Below are 17,267 nucleotides of genomic sequence, written 5' to 3' on the forward strand. Positions count from 1 at the left end.
GGGACGGAGAGGCGGGACGGTCGGATGAGGGCTGTGGTGTTCGAGCAGTACGGACAGGACGCGCGCATACAAGAGGTGCCCGACCCGGCGCCTTCGCCGCACGGCGTCGTCGTCCGCGTGGAGGCCACCGGCCTCTGCCGCAGCGACTGGCACGGCTGGATGGGGCACGACCCCGGCATCACCCTGCCGCACGTCCCCGGCCATGAACTCGCCGGCGTGGTCGAGGCCGTCGGTGCCGACGTCGCCAACTGGCGGCCCGGCGACCGGGTCACCGTGCCGTTCATCTGCGCCTGCGGCAGCTGCCCCTCCTGCGCCGCCGGTGACCAGCAGGTCTGCGAGCGGCAGACCCAGCCCGGGTTCACCCACTGGGGGTCCTTCGCCGAGTACGTGGCCCTGGAGCACGCCGACATCAATCTGGTCGCCGTGCCCGAGGAACTCTCGTACACCACGGCCGCCGGGCTGGGCTGCCGGTTCGCCACGGCCTTCCGTGCCGTGGTGGCCCAGGGGCGGGTGGCGCCCGGGGAGTGGGTGGCCGTCCACGGCTGCGGCGGGGTCGGGCTCTCGGCGGTGATGATCGCGGCGGCCTGCGGGGCGCGGGTGGTCGCCGTCGACGTGGCCCCCCGCGCCCTGGAGCTGGCCCGGACCTTCGGCGCCGACCAGTGCGTCGATGCCTCCGCCTTCCCGGGCGGCGACACGGCCGCGGCGATCCGCGAACTGACCGGCGGCGGCGCGCATCTGTCCCTGGACGCGCTCGGCTCCCCGGTCACCTGCGCCGCCTCGGTGGCGAGCCTGCGGCGCCGCGGCCGCCACGTCCAGGTCGGGCTGCTGCCCGCGGCGGCCGGGGACCCGGTGGTCCCGATGGACCGGGTGATCGGGTTCGAGCTGGAGATACGCGGCAGCCATGGCATGGCCGCGCACGCCTACGGGCCGATGATGGAGCTCGTCCGCTCCGGGGCGCTGCGACCGGATCTGCTGGTCACCTCCCAGATACCGCTGGCCGCGGCCTCGGAGGCGCTGGCGGCGATGGGGGCGGCCCCCGGCGCGGGGGTGACCGTGATACGCCCGCAGAGCTGACCCGCGGAGCGGCACCGGGCCGGAGCGGACCCGGTGCGGAGCCCGCACCCGGCACCGGGCACCGGACCTCGCACCGGCCCCGGTCGGACCCCGCACCGGCACCATCGCAGTCACCGGCCCGGAAGCGCCCCGGCAGCGGTACGCGGGCCGTGGCCCCCCTCGAAAGCCACGGCCCGCGCGCCTGGGGATCGTGCCGCTACGCGCGCTGCCAGAGGGCCGGGACGTTCGGCGGCTCCCAGCCGGTCTGAGCCTGGTGGCCCTGGAGGCAGCGGTAGGTCGCTCCGCCGTAGGTGACGCTGTCACCGGCGCTGTAGACCTTGCCGGCCGCCCATGTGCCGCCGGGCTCGCCAGGATCACCGGGGTCACCCGGGTCGCCGGGGTCCGTGTGGGTCTTGAGGGTGAGCCCGTAGTTCTGCAGAAGCGGGTTGAGCGGCTGGAAGAAGGTGGTGCCGCCGCTGGAGCAGTTGCCGGAGCCGCCCGAGGTGACCCCCTGGGCCTGGCTGCCGGAGATGTACGCGCCGCCGGAGTCGCCCGGCTCCGCGCAGACCGTCGTCCGGGTCACACCCGAGATGGTGCCCTCGGGGTAGGTGACGCTGGTGTTGTGCTGCTGGATGGTGCCGCAGTGCCAGCCGGTGGTGGAGCCGGAACGGCAGACGGAGGAGCCGACCGGCTGCAGGACGGATCCGGTGACCCGCACATTGGCGCCGCCGGAGCCCTTCACATACGGCGTGGCGGTCCAGTTGGCGTTGGTCGCGACCCACGCCATGTCGTTGCCCGGGAAGACCGAACCCTGGAAGGAGCCCTGAGCGACCTGGTTGAAGCCTCTGGTGGTGGTGCCGGCGCGGCCGCAGTGGCCGGCGGTGGCGAAGCCCTGGGTGGTGCCCCGGGTGACGGCGAAGCCGACCGAGCAACGGCCGCCGGAACCCATGTAGTACGCGTCACCGCCGCGTATGTCGTAGAGGGCGCGGGGCTGTTCGCCGCTGCGGACCACCTTGACCAGGGACCGGTCGACGCCGGCGGCGGCGATCAGGGAGCGGGCGGCCGAGGGCTCGTTGGCCCGTACGACGACGGTGTTGGAGCGGACGTCGACGTACCAGACGGGCACGGCGGTCGAGGAGTTGCGGACGGCGGCCCGGTCCAGGGCGGCCTTGGCGGTGTCCAGCTCGGCGAGGCTGTGCGGGACGACCGTGGCGCGGGCACCGGCGGCTCGGATCGCGGCGGCGTCGGCGGCCCGGCTGGTGGCGACGGTGAGGGTGGCGGAGTCGGCGCCGTCGACCCAGGCCCCGGCGAAGGCGCCGGCGAGCTTCTGCTGGAGCAGCCCGGCGGTGGCGCCCGCCCGGGCCTCGTGGGCCAGCCGGGTCTCGGCCTGGCCGCGGGTGAGGCCCAGGTCGCGCTGCATGGCGGTCAGCACCTCGGGCGCGACGGCCCGGGTGCCCAGGGTGTCGGCGGCGGACCGGGCGGGGGTGTCGGCGGCGGGACGCGCGCTCGCTGTGCCCTGGACCAGGGTGAGCCCCAAGGCGGCGGCGGTGAGCGCGGTGCCAGCTGCCGCGAGGGGCCGGTGGTGCCGCTTGCGGTGTCGGTGGAGCACGGGTGATCTCCTCGGTTCGGTGGGGGTGTGCCGAAACCGTAGGGAGCCCGAAGCCGCTTGTGGCAGATGTCAGTTGACCCCTGCCACGGCGTTATGGCCCAGAGGGTCGAGGGCGCCGGCGCTGCGGGTGACGGCGTCCGCGTGGGCCGCGCGGGCGTGCGCGGTGACGGTGGGCGCGTGGACGGCCGCGCGGGCCGCCGGGTGCCAGCCGAGGAGGTGGCGCCAGACCAGCGGGGTCCCCGCGAGGGGCCGGGTGACCAGGCCCGGCGTGGCGGGGAAGGTGGCCCGGCACAGTCCGACGGCCCGGCCCACCTGGACCAGATGGACGCAGGACGCGGTATCCGTCTCGTACACCGAGGCCGGGGTGAACCCGGCCCGTACGCACGCGGCGGCGAAACAGTCGCCGAAACAGCCGTCGCCCGGGACGTCGGTCCAGGCCTCGGCGGCCAGTTCGGCGAGGTCGATCTCGGGACGGGAGGCGAGGGGATGGCGGTCGGCGAGCATCACGAGGACCGGGTCGCGGGCGACCTCGGCCCAGGCGAGACGGCCCGGCTCGGGCGGTGGGCTCTCGCCGCAGGCCCCGATCAGGGCGTAGTCGAGCCGCCCTTCGGCGGCCGAGGCGGCCAGTTCCCGTTCCGACCAGGAGGTGTGGGTGGTGACCGGCGCGCCGGGCGCCGAGGCCATGAGCCGGTCGACCAGGCCCCCGAGCAGGGGCCCATGGGTGGCCCCGAGCCGGAAGCCGGGTCTCGGCTCGCGCCGCGTCCGGGCGAACCGTACGGCTTCCTCCTGGAGTTCGCTGACCGCCGGCAGCACCACCCGGGCCCGCTCCAGGACGAGGTCCCCGAGCGCGGTGGCCCGTACGCCGTCCCTGCCGCGGTCGAAGAGAGGTCCGCCCAGCGCCCGTTCGATGCGCTTGAGCTGCGCGCTGAGTGCGGGCTGGGCGAGCCCCAGGGCGGTGGCCGCCCTGGTGAGGCTGCCGGCGTCGGCTATCGCGCGGATCGTCTTGAGGTGCCTCAACTCCAAGTCCATGTCCCGAGCTTGAGGCCCGTACCGCCGGGCGGCAATGGTCTGGTCCAACTGTCCCTCCGGGGCCGTCACTCGCGACGGCTGCGGTTGCCGGGGCGGTTGGCCACCCAGGTGAGGATGGTGTCCGCGTACCAGTACGGCTTGGTGCCCTCCACATGGTCGGGCGGCGGCAGCAGGCCGTGCTTGCGGTAGGAACGGACGGTGTCGGGCTGGACCCGGATGTGGGCGGCAATGTCCTTGTACGACCAGAGCCTTCTGTCGGCCATCTGTGGCACCTCCGCTGGCGATCACGTCACGATCACTGGACCTGTGCCCCGGGGAACGACCTCTGGTGACAGTGCGCGAGGGCTTGTTGACCTTCTGTGACGGAAGGCCCGCGTAACCGAGAAGTGCGTGACAGAGGAGGGACGGATGTGACGAGAGCAGCACAGCGGGAAGAAGGCGGGACCGAAGAACCGAGGGGGCGTCAGGCGCCGCAGGAGCGCAGGAAGCGGCGGGTGCGTTCCGCGATCGGGTACGGCTTGTCCGGCGGGCACGGATACATGTCCTGCTCCACGATCGCGAACAGATCCACGTCCAGCGCCCGCGCGGCGGCGAGCACGGGCTCGAGGGCGGGCACACCGCCCGGCGGTTCGCACATCACACCCTGGGCGACGGCGGGCCCGAACGGCGTCCCCCGCGCCACGACATCGGCGAGGATCTCCGGGTCGACCTGCTTGAGGTGGAGGTAGCCGATCCGCTCCCCGTAGGTCTCGATCAGCTTGACGCTGTCGCCGCCGCAGTACGCGTAGTGCCCGGTGTCGAGGCAGAGCTGGACCAGGTCCGGGTCGGTGGCGTCGAGGAAGCGGGTGACGTTCTTCTCGCTGTCGATGTGCGTGTCCGCGTGCGGATGGACCACGATCCGCAGCCCGTACCGCTCGCGCACCTCACGCCCCAGCCGTTCGGTCTGGGTGGTGAGATCGCGCCATTGTGCCGGGGTCAGCACGGAATCCTCCAGGACCGCACCGGTCTTGTCGTCGCGCCAGAAGGAGGGGATGACGACGAGATGGTCCGCGCCCATGGCCTGCGCGAGAGCGGCGTTGTCGGCGACATGCGCCCAGGTCTTCTCCCAGACGCCCGGGCCCTGGTGCAGCCCGGTGAAGACGGTCCCCGCCGACACCTTCAGCCCCCGCCGTGCCGTCTCCTCGGTGAGCCGGACGGGATCGGTGGGCAGATAGCCGTACGGGCCGAGCTCGATCCACTCGTATCCGGCGCGGGCCACCTCGTCGAGGAAGCGTTCCCAGGGGACCTGCCGGGGATCGTCGGGGAACCACACGCCCCAGGAGTCGGGGGCGGAACCGATCCGGATGCGGGAAGGCGCTGTCATGCGAGCCAGCTTGGCCAGCCCTGCGAAGAAGCGTCAAGACTACGTCCGAATGTAAGGACAAAATGTTGACAGGGCTCGGGGGAGCGGGCTAGACCTGGGGCGCGGGCAGCGTGGCCACCGACGCGAAGGGACGTGGGATGGAGACCGGCGCAGGGACCGACCCGTACGACCTCCCGTACGACAGCCCCCCGTACGACCTGATCACCATGGGGCGGCTCGGGGTGGATCTCTACCCGCTCCAGACCGGTGTCCGGCTGGCCGACGTCGACACCTTCGGCAAGTTCCTCGGCGGCTCACCATCCAACGTCGCCGTGGCGGCCGCCCGGCTCGGCCGGCGTACGGCGCTGATCAGCCGGACCGGCGCCGATCCCTTCGGCGGCTACCTCCGCCGCGAGCTGCGGACGTTCGGCGTCGACGAGCGCTGGGTGACCACCGTCCCCGCCTACCCCACCCCCGTCACCTTCTGCGAGATCTTCCCGCCCGACGACTTCCCGCTCTACTTCTACCGGCAGCCCAAGGCGCCCGACCTGGAGATCCACGCCGCCGAGCTGGACCTCGACGCCGTCCGGGCCGCGCGGATCTTCTGGATGACCGGCACCGGACTGTGCGCGGAGCCGAGCCGTACGGCGACGCTCACCGCGCTCGCCGCCCGCTCCGCCGACCACGGCGGTCCGAGCGCGTTCACCGTCTTCGACCTCGACTGGCGGCCGATGTTCTGGGACGACCCGCAGGCCGCCCGCCCGCACTACCGGGCGGCGCTGCGCCACGCCACGGTCGCCGTCGGCAATGTCGACGAGTGCGAGATCGCCACCGGGCAGCGGGAGCCGTACGCGGCCGCCCGCGCCCTCCTCGACGCCGGGGTCGCCCTCGCCGTCGTCAAGCAGGGCCCCAAGGGCGTCCTCGCCCTGACCGCCGACGGCCGCAGCGCCGAGGTGCCGCCCGTCCCCGTCGACGTCGTCAACGGCCTCGGCGCGGGCGACGCGTTCGGCGGGGCCCTGTGCCACGGGCTGCTGGCAGGCTGGGAACTGGACCGGACGATCCGGTTCGCCAACGCCGCCGGCGCGATCGTCGCGGGCAGGCTCGCCTGCTCCCCGGCGATGCCGTACGAGCCCGAGGTGGACGAGGTGCTGGCGGTGGGAGAAGTACGCCTCCCGGGAGCCACGTCATGACCCCTCACGCACCGGCCCCGCGGCCGGACCCGACCGCCCCGCCCCGGCAGGAGCTCCGCCAGGAGCCCCGTCTGAATCCCGGCCCGCAGCCCCGGACGGGCCCGAAGCCCCGGACGGATCCGGCCCCCGCCCCCGCCGTCTCCGTCGAAGCCCTGGTCCGGGTCCGCAGCCACCACCCCGAGGCCGTCGCCGAGGCCGCCGCCCGCCGCACCCGGCGCGAGTCGCTCCTCGGCGAGCGCGGCCGGCTGATGATCGTGGCCGCCGACCACCCCGGGCGCGGCGCGCTCGGCGTCGGCGACCGGCCGCTGGCCATGGCCGACCGGCGCGACCTCCTGGAACGGCTCTGCCTCGCCCTCTCCCGCCCCGGCGTCGACGGCGTCCTCGCCACCGCCGACATCCTCGACGACCTGCTGCTCCTCGGCGCACTTGAGGAGAAGGCCGTCATCGGCTCCATGAACCGCGGGGGGCTCGCCGGATCCGCCTTCGAACTCGACGACCGGTTCACCGGACACCGGGCCGAGGACCTGCACCGTCTGCGGTTCGACGCCGGGAAGCTGCTGCTGCGCATCGACTACGACGACCCCGGCTCCCTCGCCACGCTGCACTCCGCGGCCCGCGCCGTCGACGCGATGGCCGCCCACCATCTGCCGGTCTTCGTCGAGCCGTTCCTCTGCCACCGCGGTCCCGACGGACGGCTCCACAACGACCTCTCCGCCGAGGCGGTCACCACCTCGCTCGCCGTCGCCTCCGGGCTCGGCGGCACCTCCGCGTACACCTGGCTCAAGGTCCCCGTCACCGACGACCCGGACGACATGGCGCGGGTGATGGCCGCCTCCACCCTCCCGGCCGTGATCCTCGGCGGGGACGTGGGCTCCGACCCGGACCGTACGTACGAGAAGTGGCGCGGCGCCCTGCGACTGCCGACCGTCCACGGACTGGTGGCGGGCCGGTCGCTGCTCTATCCGGCCGACGGGGACGTGGCCGGAGCGGTCGACACGGCCGTGGGGCTCCTGTGAGCGGACGCCGGAAAGGGTAGGGACGGGACATGACCGACGACCTTCATCTGGCGGCCGGCCGCGCGGCCCTGGGCCCGTACGCCGTCCACATCGACCCCAAGCGCGCGGGCTGGAGCCACAGCGCGCTACGGGTCGTCGAGCTCGGCCCGGGGGAGAGCCACGAGTTCGTCACCGGTGAGTTCGAATGGATCGTGCTTCCGCTGAGCGGCGCCTGTAACGTTCGGGTGGACGGCGAGTCCTATGAACTGCTGGGCAGGACAAGCGTGTTCGACGGGGTCTCGGACTTCGTCTACGCGCCACGCGACGCCCAGGCACAGATCACCTCCGGCGCGGGAGGCCGCTTCGCCCTGGCAGGAGCGAGGTGCGGGCGACGACTCCCCGCTCGCTACGGCCCCGCGCCGGAGGTTCCCGTCGAGGCCCGCGGTACGGGCGCCCAGGCCCGGCAGGTCCGCAACTTCGCGGCGGCCGACGTCTTCGACTGCGACCGGCTGATCGCCGTCGAGGTGATCACCCCCGGTGGCCACTGGTCCTCCTACCCGCCGCACAAGCACGACGAGCACGTGCCGGGCGAGGAGGCCGAACTGGAGGAGATCTACTACTTCGAGATCGAGGGCGGCGGGCTCGGCTACCAGCGTGTCTCCCCGTCCCGCCCCGGCGGCGCCCACGTCCTCGCCGAGGTCAGGACCGGTGACGCCGTGCTCGTACCGAACGGCTGGCACGGCCCGTCCATCGCCGAGCCGCACCACGCCATGTACTACCTGAACGTGATGGCGGGCCCGGGCCCGGACCGGGAGTGGCGGATCCGGTTCCACCCGGACCACGCGGAGGGATACCGATGACCAGACTGACCGCGGCCCAGGCGCTGGTGCGGTTCCTCGCCCGCCAGTACACCGAGCGGGACGGGCGGCGTCAGCGGCTGATCGGCGCGACCTGGGGCATCTTCGGCCACGGCAACGTCGCCGGGATCGGCCAGGCCCTCGTCGAGCACGGGGAAGAGATGCCCTACTTCCAGGGCCGCAACGAGCAGTCCATGGTCCACGCGGCCGTCGGATACGCCCGGCAGTCGAACCGGCTCTCCGCGCACGCCGTCACCACCTCCATCGGCCCCGGCGCCACCAACCTCGTCACCGGAGCCGCCCTCGCCACCGTCAACCGCCTGCCCGTCCTCCTCCTGCCCGGCGACGTCTTCGCGACCCGCCCCGCCGACCCGGTCCTCCAGCAGCTCGAAGTCCCCTACGCCGGCGAGATGTCGGTCAACGACTGCCTGCGGCCGGTGTCGAAGTACTTCGACCGGATCCACCGCCCCGAGGCGCTCGTCCCGGCCGCGCTCGCCGCGATGCGGGTCCTCACCGACCCCGCGGAGACGGGTGCGGTCACGCTCGCCCTGCCGCAGGACGTCCAGGCGGAGGCGTACGACTGGCCGGAGGAGTTCTTCGCCGAGCGGGTCTGGCGGGTGCGGCGCCCCTCACCGGACGAGGGCGAGCTGGACGCGGCGGCCGCGGTGATCGGCCGGGCCGCCCGGCCGCTGATCGTCGCGGGCGGCGGGGTCAAGTACAGCGGCGCCCAGGAGGCGCTCGCCTCCCTCGCCTCCCTCACCGGCATCCCGGTCGCCTCCACCCAGGCCGGCAAGGGTTCGCTCCGCCACGACCACCCGCAGGACGTCGGCGCCATCGGCCACACCGGCACTGCCGTCGCCGACCACCTGGCGCGCACGGCCGACGTGGTGCTCGGGGTCGGCACCCGCTGGACCGACTTCACCACCGCGTCCGGGACCCTGTTCACCCACCCCGGCGTGCGGTTCGTCAACCTCAACATCGCGGCCTTCGACAGCCACAAGCTGGCGGCGCTGCCGCTGGTCACGGACGCCCGCGAGGGCCTGGAACAGCTCCATGCGCTGCTGGACCCGCACCACGTCACCGACGACTACGCGCGCGAGTACGCCGAGGAGAAGCTGCGCTGGGAGGCCCGGGTCACCGCCGCCTACGCCGCGCCCGACGAAGCCGTCCCCACCCAGGCCCAGGTCCTCGGCGTGCTCGACACCCTGGTCACCGGGGACGACATCCTGATCAACGCCGCCGGCTCGCTCCCCGGCGACCTGCACAAGCTGTGGCGGACCCGCTCCGGCGACCAGTACCACGTCGAGTACGGCTACTCCTGCATGGGCTACGAGATCCCGGCGGCGCTCGGCGTCTGCCTCGCCGCACCCGGCCGGCCGGTCTGGGCGCTCGTCGGCGACGGTACGTACCTGATGAATCCCACTGAAATCGTCACCGCCGTGCAGGAGCGGATTCCACTCAAGCTGGTGATTCTGCAGAACCACGGGTACGCCTCCATCGGAGGGCTTTCCGAGTCCGTCGGCGGTGAGCGGTACGGCACCGACTACCGCTTCCGGGCCCCGGACGGCACCTTCACCGGCGCGCCCCTGCCGGTGGACCTCGCGGCCAACGCGGAGTCCCTCGGGATGCGGGTGCTCCGCGCCCGTACCATCCGTGACCTGCGAGAAGCCCTCGCCGAGGCCCGGGCGGCGACCGTCCCCACATGTGTCTACACCGAGACCAAAACGGCAGACACTGTGTCGGGCCCGCCCCCGGCCCAGGCGTGGTGGGATGTGCCCGTGGCCGAGACTTCGACCCGCCCGTCGGCGGTCAAGGCCCGGGAGGAGTACGACCGGCACGTCACCGCCCGACGCCGCCATCTCTGAAGGAGCATTCCGGAATGACGAACACCGAGAAGACGGTCCACCACTGGATCGGTGGCAAGCCCGTCGAGGGCACGTCGGGCAACTGGGGCCCGGTCACCGACCCGGCCACCGGAGCCGTCACCACGCGGGTGGCGCTGGCCTCGGTCGAGGAGGTCGACGCGGCCGTGGCCGCGGCCAAGGCCGCCTTCGAGACCTGGGGCACGGCGTCGCTGGCGCAGCGCACCACGGTCCTGTTCAAGTTCCGCGCGCTGCTCGACGCCAACCGTGACGCCATCGCCGAGCTGATCACCGCCGAGCACGGCAAGGTGCACTCGGACGCGCTGGGCGAGGTCGCCCGCGGCCTGGAGATCGTGGACCTGGCCTGCGGGATCACCACCCAGCTCAAGGGCGAGCTGTCCACCCAGGTCTCGAACCGGGTCGACGTCGCCGCGATCCGCCAGCCGGTGGGTGTCGTGGCCGGCATCACGCCGTTCAACTTCCCGGCGATGGTGCCGATGTGGATGTTCCCGCTCGCCATCGCGTGCGGCAACACCTTCATCCTCAAGCCGAGCGAGAAGGACCCCTCGCCGTCGCTGAAGATCGCCGAGCTGCTCGCCGAGGCGGGGCTGCCCGAGGGTGTCTTCAACGTCCTCCAGGGCGACAAGGTGGCGGTCGACCGGCTCCTGGAGCACCCGGACGTCGCCGCGGTCTCCTTCGTCGGCTCCACGCCGATCGCCCGGCACATCCACACCACCGCCTCGGCCAACGGCAAGCGTGTCCAGGCCCTGGGCGGCGCCAAGAACCACATGCTGGTCCTGCCGGACGCGGACCTGGACGCGGCGGCGGACGCGGCGGTCTCGGCGGCGTACGGCTCGGCCGGTGAGCGCTGCATGGCGATCTCCGCGGTCGTGGCGGTCGGCGCGATCGGCGACGAGCTGGTCGACAAGATCCGCGAGCGCGCCGAGAAGATCAAGATCGGTCCGGGCAACGACCCGGCCTCCGAGATGGGCCCGCTGATCACCGCGGCCCACCGCGACAAGGTCGCGTCCTATGTGAAGGGCGCGGCGGACGAGGGCTGCGAGGTCGTCCTCGACGGCACCGGCTATACGGTCGACGGCTTCGAGAACGGCCACTGGATCGGTCTGTCGCTCCTCGACCGGGTTCCGACCAGCGCGAAGGCGTACCAGGACGAGATCTTCGGCCCGGTGCTCTGCGTCCTGCGCGCGGACACCTACGAGGAGGGTGTCGCCCTCATCAACGCCTCCCCGTTCGGCAACGGCACCGCGATCTTCACCCGTGACGGCGGGGCGGCCCGCCGCTTCCAGCTGGAGATCGAGGCGGGCATGGTCGGCGTGAACGTGCCGATCCCGGTGCCGGTGGGCTACCACTCCTTCGGTGGCTGGAAGGACTCGCTCTTCGGCGACCACCACATCTACGGCAACGACGGCGTCCACTTCTACACCCGCGGCAAGGTCGTCACCACCCGCTGGCCGGACCCCTCCGAGGCCCCGGCCGGCGTGGACCTGGGCTTCCCCCGCAACCACTGACGCCCGCCCCAGAACTCGACGGCCCGACCGGATCCCTCATCCGGCCGGGCCGTCGGCGTGAGGTCGTTCGACCCGGTGACAAGCTTGGGCCCATGCATGACGTTCCGAAGTTCCAGATCCGCGCGGCCCACACGGACTCCACCGTCACCGTCTACCAGGCGTACGCCCCCGCCCTCGGCCTGCCCGCCGCGCGGGACGGCCGCTTCCCGGAGGCGTGGAAGCGGGAGCGGATGACGTGGATCAAGCCGTCGTTCCTCTGGATGATGTACCGGTGCGGATGGGGGACCAAGCCGGACCAGGAGACCGTGCTCGCGATCGAGATCAGCCGGGACGGATTCGAGTGGGCCCTGCGCCACGCCTGTCTGTCGCACCACACCCGCGGACTCCACCCCGACCAGGCCACCTGGAAGCGGGAGTTGCGCCACGCGCCCGCGCGGGTGCAGTGGGATCCCGAGCGCGATCTGCACCTGGCCGCCCTGCCGTACCGGTCGCTGCAGCTCGGGCTCTCCGGGGACGCCTCGCGCAGGTACGCGGACGAGTGGACGGTCTCGATCAGGGACGTGACGCCGCTCGCCCACGAGATCCATGGGCTTGTGCGGGCCGGGGAACTGGAGGCCGCGCGCACGCTGTTGCCCGAGGAGCGGGTCTACCCGGCGGGGGAGTCGCTCCTCGGGCGTCTGGTGCCCTGACGGGCCGCCAGGGTCAGAACAGCGAGTGCAGCAGGCGGTTCGGGGAGCCCGTGCGCGGGTCCGTCACCTTGTTCGCGGTGGCGTTGTTCACCAGCGCGTCACGGACCTGGGCCGGCGTGGCCGCCGGGTTCGCCGCGAGGTAGAGGGCCGCGACGCCCGCCGTGTGCGGGGCCGCCATCGACGTGCCCGAGATGGTGCTGGTGGCGGTGTCGTTGTCCTTCCAGGCGGAGGTGACGCTCACGCCCGGCGCGAAGATGTCCAGGCAGGTGCCGTAGTTGGAGAAGGACGCGCGGCGGTCGGAGCTGTCCGTCGCGCCGACCGTGATCGCCTCGGGGACCCGCGCCGGGGAGTAGTTGCACGCGTTCGCGGGCCAGCCGAGGAAGTTGCCGTTGCCCGCGGCGACCGCGTAGCTGACGCCCTTGGCGATCGAGCGCTTCACGGCGTCGTCCAGGGAGGCGTTGGCGCCGCCGCCGAGGCTCATGTTGGCGACGGCCGGCTTGACCGCGTTGGCGGTCACCCAGTCGACACCCGCGATGACGCCCGCCGTCGTACCGGAGCCGTTGCAGTCCAGGACCCGTACGGCCACCAGCTTGACGCCCTTGGCGACGCCGTACGTCTTGCCGCCGACCGTGCCGGCCACGTGCGTGCCGTGGCCCTGGCAGTCCTGGCCGTTCTGGCCGCCGCCGACGGTGTCCGTGCCGACGGTCGCCCGGCCGCCGAACTCGCTGTGCGAGGTGCGGATGCCGGTGTCGATGATGTACGCGGTCACATTGGACGCGGTGGTGTTGTACGTGTACGTCTTCGACAGCGGCAGGTTGCGCTGGTCGATCCGGTCGATGCCCCAGGTCGCGTTCGCCTGGGTCTCACTGATCCGGACGGTGGTGTTCTGCTCCACGTACGCGACCCGCGGGTCCTTGGCCAGGGCCGCGGCCTTCGCCTTGGACATGCTCGTGGAGAAGCCCTTGAGGGCGCTGCGGTAGACGTGCTTCGGCGACACGCCCAGATCACCGGCGCGTGTCGAGCCGTCCTTGAGGACGACGATCCAGCTGTTGTCGATCGCGGTGGCCGCGGGCGCGAGGCGGAGGTCACCGGTGGGGGCGCTCTGCGCGGTGGGGGAGGCGGCGAACTGGAGGCCGGTCGCGAGGGCGACGACGGGTATGAGCGCTCCGAGGCGGCGCGTGGTGGCTCTCATCTGGTGGGGCACCTGACCTTTCGTTGTCCGGGTCACGGGGGTGCAGATGTGAGGCACAGCGTGGCGTGTTGGCATGTTCAATACAAGAGTTTGTTCGGGTCTTGTTGTCGCCGGGGCGGACGGACCGGACGGGAGCGGACGGACCGGACCGCGGCATGTACCGCGCCTGCGGTACGGGGCCACCACCGCGTACTCCTTGAGAAGGCCTTCGAATTCCGCCCGGCGGCAGCCGCGGCGGCGCGGGGCGTCCGCTTAGGGTTCTGGGTATGGAGATCCGACTTCCCCGGCGTTGGCCGGCCCTCGCAGCGGCCGCCGCGCTGCTGGTGGGCGCAGGCACCTGGACCGCCGTCGCCTCGGACGGCCCGGCCCCCGTGCACCGCGAGGACCGGGTGATGGAGATGCCGGGCGCCCGGATCGACACCTCGTACTTCACCTCCGGCTCCGGTGACGAGCGCAGGCCCGCCGTCCTGCTCGGGCACGGCTTCGGCGGCAGCAAGGACGACGTCCGCGCGCAGGCCGAGCAGCTCGCCCGGGACGGGTACGCCGTGCTGACCTGGTCCGCCCGCGGCTTCGGCAGCTCCACCGGCCGGATCGGGCTGAACGACCCGGCCCACGAGGTCAAGGACGTCCAGCGGCTCGTCGACTGGCTCGCGAAGCGGCCCGAGGTGCGGCTCGACAAGGCGGGCGACCCCCGCGTCGGCATCAGCGGAGCCTCGTACGGCGGCGCGATCTCCCTCCTCGCGGCCGGACACGACCCCCGCGTCGACGCCATCGCGCCCCAGATCACCTACTGGAACCTCGCCGACGCCCTCTTCCCGGACGGCGTCTTCAAGAAGCTCTGGGCCGGGCTCTTCTTCACCGCCGGAGCGCAGGCCGGAGGACAGCCAGGCGACCGGACCGGCGCGCCGACCGACCCACCGGCCGACCGGCCGACCGGAGCACCGGCCGACCCACAGGCCGACAAGACGGATACCAAGACCGGTACGAAGCCGGACACCAAGACCGGTACGCCACCCGGCGCACGTCCCACCGCCACCCCGGCCGGCCAGGGCTCCTGCGGACGGTTCACCGAACAGCTCTGCGCCATGTACGAGCGGGTCGCCGTCTCCGGCACCCCCGACCCCGCGGCCCGCACGCTCCTCGAAGCCCGCAGCCCCTCCGCCGTCGCGGGCCGCATCAAGGTCCCCACCCTGATCGTCCAGGGCCAGTCGGACTCCCTCTTCCCGCTCTCCCACGCCGACGCCATGGCCAAGGCCATCGCCGCCAACCGCGCACCCGTCGCCGTCGACTGGATCGCCGGCGGCCACGACGGCGGCGACCGCGAGACCGAACGGGTCGAGGCCCGGATCGGGGCCTGGTTCGACCGGTACCTCAAGGACGACACCGCCGCCGACACCGGCCCGGTCTTCCGGGTCAGCCGCGCGGGCGGCGTCGACTCCACCGACGGCCAGGCCCAGCTGCGCGGCGCCACCGGCGACACGTACCCCGGGCTGACCAGCGGCACCACCTCCGTACCCCTCACCGCCCGGACCACGTCCTTCCGCAACCCGGCCGGCAGCGCCCCGCCCGCCATCTCCGCCGTCCCCGGCCTCGGCGGCGGCCTCTCCCAGCTCTCCTCGCTCGGCGTCGGCGGGCTCTCCCTCGACTTCCCCGGCCAGTACGCCTCCTTCGAGTCGGCACCGCTCACCGAGACCGTACGGATCACCGGTTCGCCGACCGTCCGCGTCACCGTCACCTCCGACACCGGCGAGGCCGTCCTCTTCGGCAAGGTGTACGACGTCGGGCCTGACGGGCGGCAGCAGGTGCTGCCCGCGCAGCTCGTCGCCCCCTTCCGGATCAAGAGCGGCGCGACCACCCGGCTGACCCTGCCCGCCGTCGACCACGAGGTCGAGGCCGGGCACCGGCTGCGGCTCGTCCTCTCCGCCACCGACCTCGGCTACGCCTCACCCGCCGCCCCCGCCACCTACACCGCGGCCGTCGACGGCGGCCTCACCCTCCCCACCGCGCCCGCCGTGCGGACCCAGGCGGCCGGCTGGCCCTGGTGGGTCTGGGGCCTGCCCGCCGCCGGAGCGCTGATCGCGGCCGCCCTGCTGCTGACCGCCCGCCGCCGGACCGCCGCGCCCGCACCCGGCCCGGACCTCGCCGACGTCCCGCTCCAGATCAGCGGACTCACCAAGCGGTACGCCAAGTCCGGCGACCGGTACGCCGTACGGGACCTCTCCTTCCGCGTCGAGCAGGGACAGGTCCTCGGCCTGCTCGGACCCAACGGCGCCGGCAAGACCACCACCCTGCGCATGCTCATGGGGCTCATCACGCCCGACGGCGGCGAGATCCGCGTCTTCGGACACGCCATCCGGCCCGGCGCGCCCGTCCTGTCACGGGTCGGCGCGTTCGTCGAAGGCGCCGGCTTCCTGCCGCACCTGTCCGGGCGGGAGAACCTGGAGCTCTACTGGGCCGCCACCGGCCGCCCCGCCGAAGACGCCCACATCGCCGAGGCGCTGGAGATCGCGGGGCTCGGCGACGCGCTCGCCCGCGCCGTCCGCACCTACTCCCAGGGCATGCGCCAGCGCCTCGCCATCGCCCAGGCCATGCTCGGCCTGCCGGATCTGCTCATCCTCGACGAACCGACCAACGGACTCGACCCGCCACAGATCCGGGAGATGCGGGACGTGATGATCCGGTACGCCGCCGGAGGCCGGACCGTCATCGTCTCCAGCCACCTCCTCTCGGAGGTCGAACAGTCCTGCACCGATCTCGTGGTCATGGACCGCGGCCGGCTGGTGCAGGCAGGACCGGTCGCGGAGATCACCGGCTCCGGCGACACCCTGCTCGTCACCGTCGACGGCGAGCTCTCCGAACCGCTCGTCGAGAAGATCGGCACGCTGCCGGGGGTGGGCTCGGCCGTCCGGACCGACGGCGGCGTCCTCGTCCGGCTCGACGGCGCCACCAGCACCGCACTGATCACCGAACTCGTCCGGCTCGACGTGCCGTTGACCGGTGTGGGACCGCACCGGCGCCTGGAGGACGCGTTCCTCACCCTGATCGGAGGAGGATCCGCATGACCGCGCTGCTGGAGAGCGCGCCCGGCTACCGGGCCCGGCACACCCTGCCGCTGCGCGTGGAGTTCGTACGCCAGCTGCGCCGCCGCCGCACCCTCGTCATGGGCGGCGTCCTGGCCGCCCTGCCGTTCGTGCTGATCGCGGCCTTCGCGATCGGCGGCACCCCGGACGGCCGGGACAACGGCCGCATCACCCTGATGGACACGGCGACCGCGTCCGGCGCCAACTTCGCCGCGACCTGCCTCTTCGTCTCCGCCGGGTTCCTCCTCGTCGTGCCGGTGGCGCTGTTCTGCGGCGACACCGTCGCCTCGGAGGCGTCCTGGTCCTCCCTGCGCTACCTGCTCGCCGCGCCCGTGCCACGCGCCCGGCTGCTGTGGTCGAAGCTGGCCGTGGGACTCGGCCTGAGCGCCGCGGCGATGGCGCTGCTGCCGCTGGTCGCTCTCGCGGCGGGCACGGTCGCCTACGGCTGGGGGCCGCTGCGGCTGCCGACCGGAGGCACGCTCGCCACCGCGGACACCGTGCCGCGGCTCGCGCTGGTCGTCGCGTTCATCTTCGTCTCCCAGCTGGTCACCGCCGGCCTCGCGTTCTGGCTGTCGACCCGCACGGACGCACCGCTCGGCGCGGTCGGCGGAGCCGTCGGCCTGACGATCATCGGCAACGTCCTGGACGCGGTCACCGCCCTCGGCGACTGGCGGGAGTTCCTCCCCGCCCACTGGCAGTTCGCCTGGGTCGACGCGCTCCAGCCCCAGCTGGAATGGGGCGGCATGGTGAAGGGCGCGGCGATCTCGGTCACGTACGCCCTGATCCTCTTCGCCCTCGCCTTCCGCCACTTCACCAAGAAGGACATCGTCAGCTGACGGC

At 73.1% G+C, this 17,267-nt stretch carries 14 protein-coding genes; 9 read left to right on the forward strand and 5 right to left on the reverse strand.

Going from position 1 to position 17,267, the window contains the following annotated elements; all coding sequences use genetic code 11:
* The first annotated feature begins 24 nt into the window (after nt 1–24).
* Nucleotides 25–1,074: a zinc-dependent alcohol dehydrogenase family protein gene (locus IEZ01_RS11185; protein WP_189201412.1), complete on the forward strand. Its 1,050-nt coding sequence runs from the start codon at nt 25–27 to the stop codon at nt 1,072–1,074.
* Between the two features lie 196 nt (nt 1,075–1,270).
* On the opposite strand, the gene IEZ01_RS11190 is transcribed toward IEZ01_RS11185, so the two are convergent.
* From IEZ01_RS11190 to IEZ01_RS11205, 4 genes are all read right to left on the reverse strand, one after another.
* Complete coding sequence (locus tag IEZ01_RS11190) at nt 1,271–2,662, reverse strand: alpha-lytic protease prodomain-containing protein (RefSeq protein WP_189201414.1); 1,392 nt, start codon at nt 2,660–2,662, stop codon at nt 1,271–1,273.
* A 69-nt stretch (nt 2,663–2,731) separates the two neighbouring features.
* Entirely contained in the window at nt 2,732–3,691 is a 960-nt protein-coding gene (locus IEZ01_RS11195) for a LysR family transcriptional regulator (RefSeq protein ID WP_052185643.1), read from the reverse strand.
* Between the two features lie 65 nt (nt 3,692–3,756).
* On the reverse strand, nt 3,757–3,954 hold the full coding sequence (locus IEZ01_RS11200) for a helix-turn-helix transcriptional regulator (RefSeq protein ID WP_019886518.1): 198 nt from the start codon (nt 3,952–3,954) through the stop codon (nt 3,757–3,759).
* A gap of 200 nt (nt 3,955–4,154) precedes the next feature.
* Nucleotides 4,155–5,054: a sugar phosphate isomerase/epimerase family protein gene (locus IEZ01_RS11205; RefSeq protein ID WP_189201416.1), complete on the reverse strand. Its 900-nt coding sequence runs from the start codon at nt 5,052–5,054 to the stop codon at nt 4,155–4,157.
* Nucleotides 5,055–5,191: 137 nt separating this feature from the next.
* On the opposite strand from IEZ01_RS11205, the gene iolC reads away from it, so the two are divergent.
* The 6 genes from iolC to IEZ01_RS11235 all read left to right on the forward strand — a co-directional run bounded on the left by iolC (nt 5,192) and on the right by IEZ01_RS11235 (nt 12,155).
* Nucleotides 5,192–6,223 carry a 5-dehydro-2-deoxygluconokinase gene (iolC, locus tag IEZ01_RS11210; protein ID WP_019886516.1) on the forward strand — a complete coding sequence of 344 codons (1,032 nt, stop codon included), beginning with the start codon at nt 5,192–5,194 and terminating at the stop codon, nt 6,221–6,223.
* Nucleotides 6,220–7,239: a Cgl0159 family (beta/alpha)8-fold protein gene (locus IEZ01_RS11215; RefSeq protein ID WP_019886515.1), complete on the forward strand. Its 1,020-nt coding sequence runs from the start codon at nt 6,220–6,222 to the stop codon at nt 7,237–7,239. Before iolC ends, IEZ01_RS11215 begins: the two co-directional genes overlap by 4 nt.
* Before the next feature lie 29 nt (nt 7,240–7,268).
* Nucleotides 7,269–8,078 (forward strand): 5-deoxy-glucuronate isomerase, encoded by an 810-nt coding sequence (gene iolB, locus IEZ01_RS11220; protein WP_019886514.1) that lies wholly within the window; start codon nt 7,269–7,271, stop codon nt 8,076–8,078.
* Nucleotides 8,075–9,940: a 3D-(3,5/4)-trihydroxycyclohexane-1,2-dione acylhydrolase (decyclizing) gene (gene iolD / locus IEZ01_RS11225; RefSeq protein WP_189201418.1), complete on the forward strand. Its 1,866-nt coding sequence runs from the start codon at nt 8,075–8,077 to the stop codon at nt 9,938–9,940. Before iolB ends, iolD begins: the two co-directional genes overlap by 4 nt.
* A gap of 14 nt (nt 9,941–9,954) precedes the next feature.
* A complete protein-coding gene (mmsA, locus tag IEZ01_RS11230) occupies nt 9,955–11,466 on the forward strand; it encodes a CoA-acylating methylmalonate-semialdehyde dehydrogenase (protein WP_019886511.1) in 1,512 nt (503 codons plus the stop codon).
* Between the two features lie 92 nt (nt 11,467–11,558).
* On the forward strand, nt 11,559–12,155 hold the full coding sequence (locus tag IEZ01_RS11235; protein ID WP_189201420.1) for a DUF4291 domain-containing protein: 597 nt from the start codon (nt 11,559–11,561) through the stop codon (nt 12,153–12,155).
* Nucleotides 12,156–12,168: 13 nt separating this feature from the next.
* On the opposite strand, the gene IEZ01_RS11240 is transcribed toward IEZ01_RS11235, so the two are convergent.
* Complete coding sequence (locus tag IEZ01_RS11240) at nt 12,169–13,347, reverse strand: S8 family peptidase (RefSeq protein ID WP_040875468.1); 1,179 nt, start codon at nt 13,345–13,347, stop codon at nt 12,169–12,171.
* Between the two features lie 266 nt (nt 13,348–13,613).
* Between IEZ01_RS11240 and IEZ01_RS11245 the strand changes: the two genes are divergently transcribed.
* On the forward strand, nt 13,614–16,409 hold the full coding sequence (locus IEZ01_RS11245; protein ID WP_019886507.1) for an alpha/beta fold hydrolase: 2,796 nt from the start codon (nt 13,614–13,616) through the stop codon (nt 16,407–16,409).
* Complete coding sequence (locus IEZ01_RS11250) at nt 16,406–17,263, forward strand: ABC transporter permease (RefSeq protein ID WP_019886506.1); 858 nt, start codon at nt 16,406–16,408, stop codon at nt 17,261–17,263. Before IEZ01_RS11245 ends, IEZ01_RS11250 begins: the two co-directional genes overlap by 4 nt.
* Nucleotides 17,264–17,267 lie beyond the last annotated feature (4 nt).

It is taken from the genome of Streptomyces purpureus (genome assembly GCF_014648195.1).
GTDB lineage: Bacteria > Actinomycetota > Actinomycetes > Streptomycetales > Streptomycetaceae > Streptomyces > Streptomyces purpureus.